At 38.9% G+C, this 13,054-nt stretch carries 12 protein-coding genes; all 12 read right to left on the bottom strand.

Going from position 1 to position 13,054, the window contains the following annotated elements; genetic code table 11:
* Position 1: 1 nt before the first annotated feature.
* Entirely contained in the window at positions 2–553 is a 552-nt protein-coding gene (locus KQI41_RS07035; protein WP_154441585.1) for a P27 family phage terminase small subunit, read from the bottom strand.
* A 112-nt stretch (positions 554–665) separates the two neighbouring features.
* Positions 666–1,025 carry an HNH endonuclease gene (locus KQI41_RS07030; RefSeq protein WP_154441583.1) on the bottom strand — a complete coding sequence of 120 codons (360 nt, stop codon included), beginning with the start codon at positions 1,023–1,025 and terminating at the stop codon, positions 666–668.
* Positions 1,026–1,144: 119 nt separating this feature from the next.
* Complete coding sequence (locus KQI41_RS07025) at positions 1,145–1,603, bottom strand: ArpU family phage packaging/lysis transcriptional regulator (protein ID WP_044036416.1); 459 nt, start codon at positions 1,601–1,603, stop codon at positions 1,145–1,147.
* Between the two features lie 4 nt (positions 1,604–1,607).
* Positions 1,608–2,849: a DEAD/DEAH box helicase gene (locus tag KQI41_RS07020; RefSeq protein ID WP_154441581.1), complete on the bottom strand. Its 1,242-nt coding sequence runs from the start codon at positions 2,847–2,849 to the stop codon at positions 1,608–1,610.
* 36 nt (positions 2,850–2,885) lie between these two features.
* Positions 2,886–3,644 carry an IS21-like element helper ATPase IstB gene (gene istB / locus KQI41_RS07015; protein WP_280634044.1) on the bottom strand — a complete coding sequence of 253 codons (759 nt, stop codon included), beginning with the start codon at positions 3,642–3,644 and terminating at the stop codon, positions 2,886–2,888.
* Positions 3,641–5,227, bottom strand: coding sequence for an IS21 family transposase (gene istA / locus KQI41_RS07010; protein WP_216554205.1), 1,587 nt, complete (start codon positions 5,225–5,227; stop codon positions 3,641–3,643). The genes istB and istA overlap by 4 nt, the downstream gene beginning before the upstream one ends.
* Positions 5,228–5,448: 221 nt before the next feature.
* Complete coding sequence (locus KQI41_RS07005; RefSeq protein WP_097033507.1) at positions 5,449–5,730, bottom strand: VRR-NUC domain-containing protein; 282 nt, start codon at positions 5,728–5,730, stop codon at positions 5,449–5,451.
* A gap of 257 nt (positions 5,731–5,987) precedes the next feature.
* Positions 5,988–8,333, bottom strand: a complete 2,346-nt coding sequence (locus tag KQI41_RS07000) for a virulence-associated E family protein (RefSeq protein WP_154439152.1) — start codon at positions 8,331–8,333, stop codon at positions 5,988–5,990.
* Positions 8,330–8,749 (bottom strand): DUF7768 domain-containing protein, encoded by a 420-nt coding sequence (locus KQI41_RS06995; RefSeq protein WP_009052904.1) that lies wholly within the window; start codon positions 8,747–8,749, stop codon positions 8,330–8,332. The genes KQI41_RS07000 and KQI41_RS06995 overlap by 4 nt, the downstream gene beginning before the upstream one ends.
* A gap of 3 nt (positions 8,750–8,752) precedes the next feature.
* A complete protein-coding gene (locus KQI41_RS06990) occupies positions 8,753–9,544 on the bottom strand; it encodes a phage antirepressor (RefSeq protein ID WP_113784416.1) in 792 nt (263 codons plus the stop codon).
* An 86-nt stretch (positions 9,545–9,630) separates the two neighbouring features.
* Positions 9,631–12,492, bottom strand: a complete 2,862-nt coding sequence (locus tag KQI41_RS06985; RefSeq protein ID WP_154439153.1) for a DNA polymerase — start codon at positions 12,490–12,492, stop codon at positions 9,631–9,633.
* Positions 12,489–13,049 carry a DUF2815 family protein gene (locus KQI41_RS06980; protein WP_154439154.1) on the bottom strand — a complete coding sequence of 187 codons (561 nt, stop codon included), beginning with the start codon at positions 13,047–13,049 and terminating at the stop codon, positions 12,489–12,491. Before KQI41_RS06980 ends, KQI41_RS06985 begins: the two co-directional genes overlap by 4 nt.
* Between the last annotated feature and the right edge of the window lie 5 nt (positions 13,050–13,054).

Raw genomic sequence — 13,054 nt, 5'->3', positions numbered from 1 at the left:
ATTATTTACCTCTACGGGCAGTCAACAGTCGTTCCATTACATCATCCTGTGGATTTGCACCGGAATACTCTGTCGCACAGTTTTCACGAACGATCTGATATATTTCCATCCAGAGTCTGTTGGTTTGGCTCATAAAATTATGGCTCATGGAAACGTATGGACTTTGGATAGCGTTGCCAGTAGTTGGATGTTTAGCAAGAAAACCAAACTCACTTATTGCTTCCTCACACTGTATCCACCTAGCAGCACTCATGGCATATCTTTCTAATAGCTGTGGTAGAACTAGATGTGCACACCCTCGCTCCTCAAGCCATTTCCACGTAAGCTCATAAATTTCGCTAGCTACTAAGGTTTTACCATCCTTTTGTACTGCTGAAAGCATAGCCCTTGGCTGTAGCATCTCCTGCCCTTGAAGTTCTGCGGTATTTTTAAATTCAATAACTTCCAGTTTTCTTTTTCCGGGATTTCCCTCAGCAATTTTATCTATAAGTGCTTTCTTTTTCTGACCAGATCCAATACGGGCACCACCTCGATTTGTACCATCTTTGGCCATTAACTCACCTCATTTCTTATTAAGGGGGTATTACCCCGTTTGAAACTGCGACTTTTCACACGAAACCCCACGCCCGTTGCACATTTAAATAGCTGTGGAGATATGACTCCCCCTACCGGGTTCCCCAACGGTCTCCATCTCTTGCTGTGATAGCTGAGTGACAAGGAGTACAAAGAGCCATTAGGTTGCTTTCATCGTGTGTCCCACCTCGTGCCAAGGGAAGGATATGGTGCACTTCAGCAGCCGGTGTCAGCTTTCCTTGTCTTTTACACTCTTCACATAGTGGATGGGCTGTAATGTAACGGTCACGTATTCTTTTCCATGCACGACCGTAACGCTTCCTCGTTTCAGGATCTCTCTGATATTTTTCATAACGAGAAGCTTCCTTTTTGGCATGCTCCGGACAAAAGCGTTCATCTGTCAGCTCAGGACAACCAGGAGAAGAACATGGTCGTTTTGGTTTCTTTGGCATTTCGTACCTCCTTTGGACATGCAAAAAGCCCCCGCGGTTTTTCCACGAAGGCTCTCTACAATTTTTCACAATACCATTGTATTATGGATTTCTAATAAAATCGTCCATGATATTACTCATTACTTTCCATAGAGTAGTAGTGCAAGATGCTGAAGCGCTCGATTCTTTTTGTTGTATGCAGAAGAACGTTCAATATTAAAGTGATCACAAATGTTATACACTGCATCAATCTGCTTTTGTTCATCATCCAAATAGAACTCCTTTAACACATACTGCTCATCTTCTGTTAAAGCATCCCACGCCGGTTGAAACCAGTCCATGTATTCCAGTGCTTGACGATAACGTTCTTTCAATACATCAATTTCATTGATGCAAGCAATGAGCCTTTTCTCTCCAGCTTTTGGATCATGGGTCGATGGCATGCCATTTAAAACTGGAGAAGCTGGGGAACTCATTTCTTCGTTGAGGGTTGCAATGTCCTCATCGGTATGTTCTATGATGTACTTCATGCTGCTGTAATCTTTTAGGGCATTAATTGCCGCTGCTCTTTTATCTAAATATTGCCAGACAATGTTCATTTTATCAGACCTCCTTTAGTGTGGCTTTAACCGCATCTATCAGTGCGGATTGAGTATTGTTTTTATCATTTAGGGCTTTCATTACACGTTCATCAATGGTGCCTTTGGAAATCAAGTGATGAATCACTACCGTTTCTTTTTGTCCTTGCCGCCAAAGACGGGCGTTGGTTTGCTGATAAAGCTCTAGGCTCCAAGTTAGACCAAACCATACAAGAGTTGAACCTCCAGCTTGCAAGTTCAGTCCATGTCCTGCTGATGCTGGATGGATGACTGCAATGGGGATTTCTCCATCATTCCACCTCTTAATAGAATCGCTAGTGGATAATACCTCAACCTCAAAGCGCTTTTGTATTCGAGATAAATCATGCTTAAACCAATAAGCAATTAGAACTGGCTTGCCATTAGCGGCTTCGATTAAGTCTTCCAGTGCATCCAGCTTACGGTCATGTATATGAAGGACTGTACCTTGGTCATCATAGACCGCTCCGTTTGCCATCTGCAGGAGTTTTCCCGAAAGAGCTGCTGCATTGGCTGCAGTAATTTCCTCACCTTTAACCGTTGTAATTAAATCCCGCTTCATAGTGTCGAGGGTTTTCATTTCTTTTTCAGAAAGCTTTACATCCACTTCGTTTATAACCAGCTCCGGCAGCTTCAGGTAGTCTGTCCCTTTCATGCTAATAGTGATGTCAGATATTAGCCTATAAATTGCTTCTTCTGCTCCCGGTTTTGGCTTGTAGGAGAAGATCACTTGTTGATTACGTTTATCTGGTACAAAATAATCCTCTCGATATCTGCCAATAAACCTACCTAATCGCTGTCCCATATCTAATAAGCGATACTGTGCCCACAAATCCATCAATCCATTGGAGGATGGGGTTCCAGTAAGTCCTACTATCCTATTTACCTTTGGCCTAACTTTCATTAAACTTTTAAATCTCTTGGCTTGATGAGATTTAAAAGAGGACAGCTCATCAATTACCACCATATCAAAATCAAAGGGAATTCCACTTCTTGAAATTAGCCATTCCACATTTTCTCGATTGATAATGTAGACTTGAGCTCTTTTCATAAGGGCTGTTTTTCTCTGAACCTCCGAACCAACTGCTACGGTGTATTTAAGCCCCTTTAGGTGATCCCACTTTTCAATCTCTGCAGGCCATGTATCTCTCGCTACTCGAAGTGGTGCAATAACCAGAACCTTACGAACGAGAAAACTATTGTATTTGTCAACTGAAAAGTGTACCATATAATAATCGAAAACTGTACCACTTGGTAATGTAAACTAATTGGTTTCTTCTAACCATTCCCTAGTTTCTTTAATCCTATAAGAATCACCATTCATATTTATTACATAAGATTTATGGGTTAATCTATCAATTAATGCAGCTGTCAAAACTGGGTCATTGAATATCTCATTCCATCTATCAAATGATAAATTAGTAGTTATTATTGTAGACTTTCTCTCTGCCCGGAGGGAGAGAAATGTAAAAAGTAATTCACTTCCTTCTTTGTCAAAAGAAATATATCCTAATTCATCTGCCACGATTAAATCATACTTTTCAAATCTTTTTTCAAAAGTATATAATTTCTTGTCACTTCTGGATTCTTTCAATTCATTTATTAGGGATGCTACTGTTGTAAAGTACACTTTATAGCCCGTATTGCAGGCTTCTATGCCCAGTCCTATTGAAAGATGGGTCTTACCCGTTCCTGGATTTCCTGCTAGTATTATATTCCTACCTTCCTCTATGAAATTAAGTGTTTTAAGCTCTTTAAGCCTCTTTCTACAGTCTTCTGGTAAATATTCTACCCTTAGTTCATCTAGATACTTTTTGTAGGGAAATCTAGCATTCTTAATTCTGTTTTTCTTGCCATTTTCCTTTCTCATATCATAGGCTTCTATTAAGATATCTCTTAAGAATTCTTCATAGGGTTTATCAAATTTGTATGCTTCTTCAATGCTCATCTTTAACCCTTGATTCACACCTGGAATCTTCAGTTCTGATACATATTTTTTAATTTCTTGTAATATTTCATTCAATTTTCATACCTCCCTATTGGTTTTAAGTTAAACAAATCATTTAATATTGAGATTTGCTTTAATGATGCATTTTGTATTGATATATCCTTAGTTTCTAAGGATTCTTTATCCATTGGAAGTTTGAAAATTATATTTTTAATATTATCTGTTGTTACTAATTCTTTCTTTATTTTCCTTAATTCTTCTACTGCTTTTAATACGCTGTCTAAATCTTTTTCCTTTATTAATTCCAAAAGTTCTATGAAATCTCTTGGATTACTGGTATAATATTCTTGATATGTTTCTTGAAGCTCTGGGCTAAGCTGGTGTCTACCAACACTTGCGTGTAATGCTCCAGGCTTCTTTTTTAATGTATGAATAAAATGATTTATATCTATACTCCAATAATGGGCTTGATATGACCTCTTATGTTCAGCTATCTTATTATCTTTGTAATATATTTCTATTATCTCTGGATATATTTTTACATTTACAAATTTACCTACTAGATAATCTGGTACTGAGTATTTATTTTGATCTATGGTTATTACACTATACTTATTAACCCTTGCTTCAACTCTTCTAGAGGCATCATAGGGTGGCTTTAACGGTATTAGATAAGCCATTTCTTGATTTAATATATCTAAGGGACTTTGATTTTGTAACCAGTTTCTTTTTTTAGAATTAAGTTCTAATAGTTTCTCACCAAGGTAAGTATTTGCTTCTTCTATAGACTCAAAGTCAGTTTGACTTGAAAATGCTTTTCTTCTAACATATTCAATCCCTTTTTCTACATGACCTTTTTCATTTCCTTTAGCCACATTGCAGAACCTGTATTTAAACCCATAGTAAATTGATATTTTAATTAAATCCTCTGTAGCTTCTTTCTCATTTCTTCCAACAAACCTTCTTACGGCCTGCTTTAGATTATCATAAACTAATTCTCTATGGACCCCACCCATACGATTAAAGGCCCTAACATGAATATCTAAAAAGTTTTCCATCTTCTGATTTTGGTAAAGTCTTGCATAGTGATGTGAACCACAGGCTGTAGTTAAAAGACCCATTTGAAAAGTTGTAGGCTTACCACCTATTGTAATTTTAACTTCACCCCAATCAAATTCTAGTGTTTCCCCTAAATCATATTCCTGTCTGATAAAAGCTTCCTTTTTCTCATGATTATCCCTTATGTAATTACAAACTGTAGGATAGCTAATATCAAATCCTAGTTCAATCAATTTTTCATGTATGTCAATTTTCTTCATTAATTGCTTATGTCTACCGAGTAACCGGTTTCTCTCATTTTCTTTTATTAATTCATTTATCTTTTCTATTATTTCATCTGTTAATTTAATTCTAGTCCTTTTACTAGTATCATATTTAGGTGCTGATACCATTTCTGAAACAAGATTTAAAGTATCACTATTAGTAATATTATTATCCTTAGCTAGTTCTTCTATTTCTTCACACTTAGATTCATAATTATTAATATATTTTCTTACTGTAGTTCTAGAAACCTTCATCTCTCTAGCTATTGCTCTTTGAGACATATTTTCTCTAAAATATTTCATTAGTATTTCTGCTTTCTGATCCAGCTTTATCACCTCTTGTCCCCCCTCAAAAGATATCTTCAAGGGGTATTATATTTTAAGGTGGACCAGTTTTCAATTATTATGGTGGTCTACTTTTAGATTAACATAAACAACTATCCAGTGTTAAATCAAAGATAGCAGTTAAGGTTATGACACTCTTACCTAATCCCATATCTAAGAGCACTGCTGCTATAGGATGATTGAGGATATACTCAGTGGCATAAACCTGATATTCATGAGGCTTGTATTTCACGAAGTATCCCTCCAATCTGTTCTATATGATCCAGGCAGAACACCAAAAAACCAAGTGCTTCTAACTGTCTTTTTCGCTTTTCCTGTAGAGGCCTTAAGGTTTTACCTGGTGCTTTTACCTCTACAAAAGCAACTTTTCTATTAGGTAATAGAATCAATCTGTCTGGCATTCCATCAAAACCTGGTGATACAATCTTAAGTGCAATGCCGCCTATATCTTTTACTGATTTTATTAGTTGCTGTTCAATCAATTTCTCTCTCATAAATCCTCCATGTTCCCTAAATCCAAAAAGTCTCTATACGTGCGTATATACGCGTTTGTAGGTAATTTCTTCTTTTTGTCTTTAGGATTATTTTTAATAATAATTATTGGAACAATGGAACAGAGGTTATAAAGTAGCCTACTTTACAAGGGGCTGCCGCCTGTTCCGATGAGGTGTACCAAATGACCATTTTTGTTTCACCGGAACAGGTAAAATTTGTTCCAGAGAAAAAATTGTTCCATGTGTTCCAAACTAAATTATTCTTTGGGAACATAAACCCATTGTGGTCCATAAAGCGGGATTCGTTCTTTTTTCACGAGACCTGTCCAGCCTCCGATACTTGCCATAATCGCCGATATTTCATTACCATCCACCCTTCGCAGGTTGGCTCGATCCTTTCCAAAGCACTCACACCAAATTTCCATATTAGAAACCGATTTTCGTTTCCAAACACCAACCCTCTTGCTTTCACCAAACTCAGTTCCATTGATATAGGCTCGGCGTTCATATAAATCCATGGTGTCCCAATCTTCAGGTAAAAGCATGTCAAGGTACTCTCGTACTAAACCTTCACGCTCATCGGATTCCATGGCTTCCCGCTGTTCTTCTTTTGCAAGCTTCTCAAGACTGGCATCAAGGTACAATTTCTCTCCAGCCTTAACGAAGGTAAGAGCTTCAGCCCATATCTGAAGAATTTCATCCTGCTTTAGCTGCCATGACTTTTTAGTTCCATTCCCCGGAGTCTTTACCGGCCAGAAACGACGGTTTCCTGTAGTGTCACGTAAATAGCCTTTTTCAGCATTAGTTGTACCAAAAAATATACATTGCCTTAAGTGGGGAGTAGCCCTTCTGCCAAAACTAGCTCTATAAATATCATTCTGGCGAGATAGAAAACTCCTTAGGGTTTCCACTTCAGCTTTTTTCAGTCCAGCTAGCTCTCCAATTTCTAAAATCCAATAACCCTGTAACTTTTCTGCAGCGGTCTTATCCTTGGTATCCGATAAGTTCAAGCTATCAGAAAACCAGTCTCCACCTAACTTGGCTATAAGAGTACTTTTTCCAACTCCCTGCGGGCCATTTAAGACCAACATGGAATCAAACTTGATTCCTGGAGTCAGTACACGAGAGATAGCCGCACATAAAGTTTTTCTTGTCACAGCCCGAACATATGGGTTATCTGATGCACCTAGATAATCGATTAGCAAGGTATCTACTCTAGCTACCTTATCCCATTCAGGGAGTGCATCAATAAACTCACGAATCGGATGATAAGACCTGTCGTCAGCGACCTTCGCTACCGCTACATCATAGTTTCTTGCAGAGAAGGTCCCGTAGTGGGTGTCAATGTAGCTGATTAGCTGGGCATCATCTGCATCTCTCCAGAACTTTGATGGATGTGGCCAAGGAACCTCACCTTTAATTTCAAGGCTATCTGATAGCTGATTAAACACAATGCTTTTCAGGTTTGGATCATTTTCAAGTATCAAAATCAAATTTCTAAGGGTATTTTTAACTGTTCCTGTCTTATCAAGTTCCAGCTGCTTTTCCCAATCTTCATCAATAAACTCTTTTTCAGCCTGAGCCTTTCGTTCTTCTGCAAACTGCTCTTTTACCCGTTCATCCTCTAAAGCCAAATCTGTCATAGCTCTAAACGAAGGTAGTTTACTTGGCGGTGTATTTTCTGCGACCTTTTCATCTAAGTCCCGAAACTTATGCACTCGGACCAAATCAAAAGCGTTTAGCAGCATTCCACATGCTGGATCGGTGGCATGATGGCTATAAGCAAATTTACCGTCATAGATTACCAAGCCCGCTGAAGAATCTGCTGGAATATAATCAAATCGGCCATTCATGGTACTAGGTTCATATACATCCAGTAGAAAAGCTTCGATGGCTTCTTCAATGGTATAGGCCCTGCAAAATGCTCCTATAACACCTTCTTTAATTAATGGATCTGCTTGTTTAGTTATTTTCCTTTGCACAACCTCTGACTGTCTAGAAGATACAGGCCACATGGAAGTATCCCGCCAGTCTTCATATTTTGAAAGATAGCCATCTGGGTCTAACAGTTCTCCATCTTTTTCTTTAAAGACAAACTCTCCATCTGACGGTGTAGAAGGCCAATACATTAGTCTTGAAGGTTCATAAGTGGTGTCATCGAATAAATCAATCCCAATCTCCTTTGCAACCATCCGACCAAGGGCTGGGTATTCATCCTCTGTTACTTCTCTTTTAAGTGGAATAATAAGTCTTAATCTTGGTGCATCTGGTGTATGTTTATGGGTAGAATAGATGCAGCATTTGAAATCATGTAACGCTTCAATTTGATCCCAAATCCCCGGTTTGGCATAATCCATATCTAAAGTCAGGAGGGAGCGGGAGAGGACATAACCATTTCTGCGCTTTCCTTCACGGAGAGCTCCTCCCACAAATCCACCGACGTCTTTTATTGAGTCCTGTTGAGCGCGACTCATTTTTCGGAACTCAGATACAGTTTCTGTTGTTCGTATGGTAGATTTAACTCGTGAGATAAAGTCCTCCCATGTGATATCTTTGTTCTTCCACTTTTTATCCATTCGGCTGTTACCAACCGCTATCTTCATAGCTTCTGCACCTCCTCGCAGTTTTCAGAAAAATACCGGATAGGTATACGATGCTTCGATGCTTTATTTATCTCTGCTTGCATCCCTTTTGAGATATAGCGACCAAATACCCACAGCTCATCACACTTTCTAAGCCATACCATGCCAAAGTATAGTCCTAGTTTTCTTTGTTCAGGATCGCCATCATCTAGCACTTGAGGGTATAGCAGATGAGGAGCAAAAGGAATGGTTCCTTGCTTCACTGCAAACTTCAGGTATTCTCTAGCTTTATTCAGATTTTTTTCTATGTCTCCAGCAAAAGGAGAACAAATAAAAACGCAAGGTTTATAGTTTTTTGCTTTTTCTTCACGCATGATATTTTCCAAGGCTTCTGCTGCAGTTGGATCTGGATAGCCTTCAGCGTTATATCTATCCATAAGTTACATCTCCTCGAATTCGGACTCTTGTTCAATCAATGGTAAAATACCATGATCCTTAAGAAGCTCATAAATGAACAAGCGTCCTTTCTGAGTCCAGTAAGTATGAACCTTTGAATGCATCGTCCCATCATTTCCAAGGTAAGTATGGGTTTTTGTCGTCGTATATCCATGTTGAGCGTACTTTTGATATAGAAGCCAAATCTTCCCTTGACGGAATTGAACACCTAAATTATGCAGATACTCATTAAACCAGCGCCCTGACTTTCCATAGTCCTTGGCTATTGTTGTGATAGACACCGCATCCTTACAGTTAAGTACCACATCGTAATAACTTGCTTTAGGTTTCATTTCTGCAATTTGCTGTTCTTGAATGCTAATGGTAGTAGTTAACTCAGCATTTTTAGCTCTTTCCGCTTTAAGCTCCTGTAGTGCCTGAATCAAAAAGTCTGGATTAGCAAGTAACTCATCTGTAGCATAAAGGCCATGCCTTCTGATTGAAGGAAGCACCTCATGGGTTACCCAGCGCTTAAACTTTTTAGCTTCTGGCTTTCGAGAAACCAATATCACGCTATAAAGACCACTTTCATTGATAATAGATACTTCCTGTTTTCCTCCAGGGGTGTCGATAATATCGACTCCCTTTTCATCACTGTCCAAACGAGCCATAACATCACGACTGTTTCCAATGTCTAGTACCGAACATACATCTTTTAGAACCCACCAAGGATTTCCATCCTTCATTACTGTTCTTACTGTGTTGCCTTCATAGTTGAATATAGTTATTTTGTTCATATTGAACCTCCTGCTTATTGTAGTAGAGCAATAAGACATGCCCTCAGCTATAAGCAAAAAAAGAGGAGGTTTCGAACCCCCTCAAATTAATCTTTTTTATAAAAATTGCATTCGTATCCATCTGCGCGAAGTAAAAGTCCTTGAGCCCAAGTTGGCGTCTGATTCATTAGAGTACATATATCAGTAACGGTTACTTCTAAAGGGACTTCTAAAACTACCTCATCATGGACATGCATTACAATATCAAAACCTTTTTCATCAAGCTTTCTCATGGCACAGCAAAGAATATCTCTTGAAATAGCTTGCACAATATTCTCGACAAACTTAGGACCATAACTTTCAATGCGCTCCCATTTCTTTGTGGCACCAACTCCTTCATAAGTCACTGCTTCACTGCCAAAGCTGTTAATACCTATTCTTGGTTTAACATAAGTAAGTTGTCTGCCAGAAGGAAGCCATATTAATAGCATCCCGCTACGATACTCAAAACGGATACGGTGGGTTTCGGTTCTACACCTTTCTGTTACAGCTTCTTTGACAGCACGATCAACATCCCACCAAAGTCTAACAATATTAGGATTTGCATTCCTCCAAGCATAGACTAGCGGTTTTAATTCTTCTTCGGTAAGACCCATGTCAAGTGCACCCATTGCTTTTAATGCACCTACTGACCCTCCATAGCCACAGTTATGAACTAACACATTTGAAACAGTAAATCTATGATTCTTACCTGCATTTAATATGTCATAAACTCTAACCTTGCTTGGATTAATCTCCAGTTCTTTCTCTGTTCTATAACTGCCATTTCTGCTGATGCTATAATTCCTTCTCTTGTCATGCCATTGGATATCATCCTTGTAACAACACTTCTTGCATAGGGCCAATTTTCTTGTTTGAAATCTGGGATTACTGATATTCTTCTGTTGGCTTGATTTATACTTCTTGGAACAAAACGAATATTGCCCTTTTCGTAATTTCCGTCGTTGTCTATCCTGTCCATCTCTAAATCTTGGCGTACATTTTCTACATTTTTCAATATCCATATCCCCGCACTGAGAACTGAGGGAAAATTGAATTTTATACCCCTTCCCCCATATAAATGGTAATTCCTTGCCTTTGGATTCTCGCAACGCTGCTTTGCGGCAGCAAGTCTTTTCTGTAGCCACAAAGGTATCTTCCTTTGTTGAGAGCATCTCTGGCAGCCTTTTGATTTTCCAGATTTTAAGCTGTTTAAATTTTGCCACTGTATACTGTGACAACCTGTGCATTGTGTTAGGACATAGCAATGATTCATCTTTGCATTCCATCTTTTCTGTGCACTTATTATTTTCACCCAGCCGTATTGCTCTCCTACCATTTCCGGTTTGTATGAGATGTGCTTTGCAGGTGGCAGCTTCTCCAAATTGTATTGGCCTCGATTTCCCTTTGACCCATACAAGATGGTCTTTTGTAGCTGTAAGTCCTCCATAAGTTATAACCTCCTTTTCACCTTTTGAAATGACACCATCATGTTTTACCCAATCTTCACCATCCCACAATTTATGTTTTGTTGTAATATCTTGAATTGGAACAAGTCCTTTATCCGTTAACACAAGACTATTATGTGCTATACAAGCCAGTTCTGCCTGCTTACCTTTCTGCCTTAAATGTCCGTTAACGCCATTCTTCTCAACAGGAACATTAAACATTTGCGATGCTGAAGCACAATAAATGTCTCCGCCATTTGCAAACACTTCATTTCTCCATGTCTCCCCAGCAAGCCAAGCAATTACTCTAGCTTCTATTGCACTAAAGTCAGCAACGATAAACTTATATCCTTTCTTTGGCACAAAAGCGGTTCGGATTAATTCAGACAAAACTCCCGGAATAGAGTCATACAATATTTCCAAGGTATCAAAATGGCCACCTCTAACCAAGCATCGTGCCTGTTCCAGATCCGACAAATGGTTCTGAGGGAGATTTTGAACTTGTATAAGCCTTCCTGCAAATCTACCGGTTCGATTAGCACCGTAGAATTGTAGTAGTCCCCGAGCTCTTCCGTCAGTGCATACAGCATTTTCCATAGCGGTGTATTTCTTTACACTGGATTTAGCTAGTAACTGTCTCAGTTCCAGTACTTCACTCAGATGTTCTGGAGCTTCCTTTAATAGTGCCTTAACTGATGCCTTATCAAGACTGTCTGTTTCCAGACCATTTTCTGATAGCCAGGACTTCATTTGAACAACTGAATTAGGATTATCAAGATCAGTTAGTTCTTTTAGTCTGCTTGTTAGCTCTTCTCTTACTTTTTCATCACATTGAATCGCTTTTTTTACCAATTCCAAATCCAACTGAATACCTCGATCATTGATTTGCTGGTCTAGAATATAGTTCTTCCACTCCTCTTCCGGCATAGGAAATTTTTGAAGCTTTGCCTGTATGGAAAGTTCAACTTCAACGTCTCGAAGGTTATATTCTTTGAAGCTATTCCACTTCTCTGGAGCATGTTCAGGTAAATTTCGTGTACGACCACCATTCGCCCCTGTTGGTTTGCATGGAACTGAAAAATATCGGATGAGCTCTTTACCTTCTGTCAGCTTTTTCTTATCTGCTCCTGTTACAATTGCTGCCCCTTCCAAAGATAGAGGAAGTCCAAGATACGCAGACCATACCATCGTACAACGCCAAGAATCAGGTTCTAGGTGAATACCAAAGTGTTTAGATAAGCAAATCCGTTCAAACTGCGCATTGAATGCCCATTTGGTAACATTATTATCTAAAATCGCTTGCTGTATTTCTTTAGGTATTTTTTCGCCACAAGCGAAATCCACTACTTGTACCGGCCCAGCATCTACACTGTAACCGAAAAGTAAAATCTCAAAATCCGGTGCTTCAGCGTAACGATAGACCCCGCTTTTGGCGAGGTCTACGCTACTATATGTTTCTATATCTATGCTGAGGGTTCTCATGATAAAAAGTCATCATCCACGTCAGTGGCAAAGTCATCAGCTGCATTAGTTCTTCCACCCAAAGGCTCACCATCGCGGATTTTTTGAATATTTCCAAGACCACATGCTATACCCTTATTCCCATTGGAGTTAAAGGCATAAAAGTTGATACTTACTCTTGCATAAACACCGGAGTATACTTCTGAACGCTCAAGGATTGGATTGATATTTTTATCTACAATTTGTGGGGCAGTATTGCTATTGGCATTGATAAAATAGCTATTTGCATAAGCTTCGTCATCTGGACGATCAATATCTCCATCACGTAGAGGAAGCTTTAACGCCGCTTTATTTGGAATCTTGCCACCGAATTTACCTTTACCTTCTTCTATTGCAGCATTCACCGCTTCATTGATAGCACTTAAGGTTTTAGTATCACTCTTAGGAATAATCAGGCTCACACTGTATTTTTCAGCACCGCCATTGATTGATTTAGGTTCCCACACATTAGCATAAGAAAGTCTGACAACTCCTGTAACTACTTTTGTTGGATTTGTTCTTTTTGCTGTTTTTGACATAATTT

The organism is Tissierella pigra, assembly GCF_018917845.1.
In the GTDB taxonomy this organism is placed as follows: Bacteria; Bacillota; Clostridia; order Tissierellales; family Tissierellaceae; genus Tissierella; species Tissierella pigra.
The sequence above is the reverse complement of the archived record's forward strand: the minus strand, read 5'-3'. Positions and strand labels throughout refer to the sequence as shown.

Bases quoted from the DNA above. Each gene is read 5' to 3' on its own strand.
- KQI41_RS07035 (WP_154441585.1), bottom strand. From the start codon at position 553: ATGGCCAAAGATGGTACAAATCGAGGTGGTGCCCGTATTGGATCTGGT.
- KQI41_RS07030 (WP_154441583.1), bottom strand. From the start codon at position 1,025: ATGCCAAAGAAACCAAAACGACCATGTTCTTCTCCTGGTTGTCCTGAG.
- KQI41_RS07025 (WP_044036416.1), bottom strand. From the start codon at position 1,603: ATGAACATTGTCTGGCAATATTTAGATAAAAGAGCAGCGGCAATTAAT.
- KQI41_RS07020 (WP_154441581.1), bottom strand. From the start codon at position 2,849: ATGGTACACTTTTCAGTTGACAAATACAATAGTTTTCTCGTTCGTAAG.
- KQI41_RS07005 (WP_097033507.1), bottom strand. From the start codon at position 5,730: ATGAGAGAGAAATTGATTGAACAGCAACTAATAAAATCAGTAAAAGAT.
- KQI41_RS07000 (WP_154439152.1), bottom strand. From the start codon at position 8,333: ATGAAGATAGCGGTTGGTAACAGCCGAATGGATAAAAAGTGGAAGAAC.
- KQI41_RS06995 (WP_009052904.1), bottom strand. From the start codon at position 8,749: ATGGATAGATATAACGCTGAAGGCTATCCAGATCCAACTGCAGCAGAA.
- KQI41_RS06990 (WP_113784416.1), bottom strand. From the start codon at position 9,544: ATGAACAAAATAACTATATTCAACTATGAAGGCAACACAGTAAGAACA.
- KQI41_RS06985 (WP_154439153.1), bottom strand. From the start codon at position 12,492: ATGAGAACCCTCAGCATAGATATAGAAACATATAGTAGCGTAGACCTC.
- KQI41_RS06980 (WP_154439154.1), bottom strand. From the start codon at position 13,049: ATGTCAAAAACAGCAAAAAGAACAAATCCAACAAAAGTAGTTACAGGA.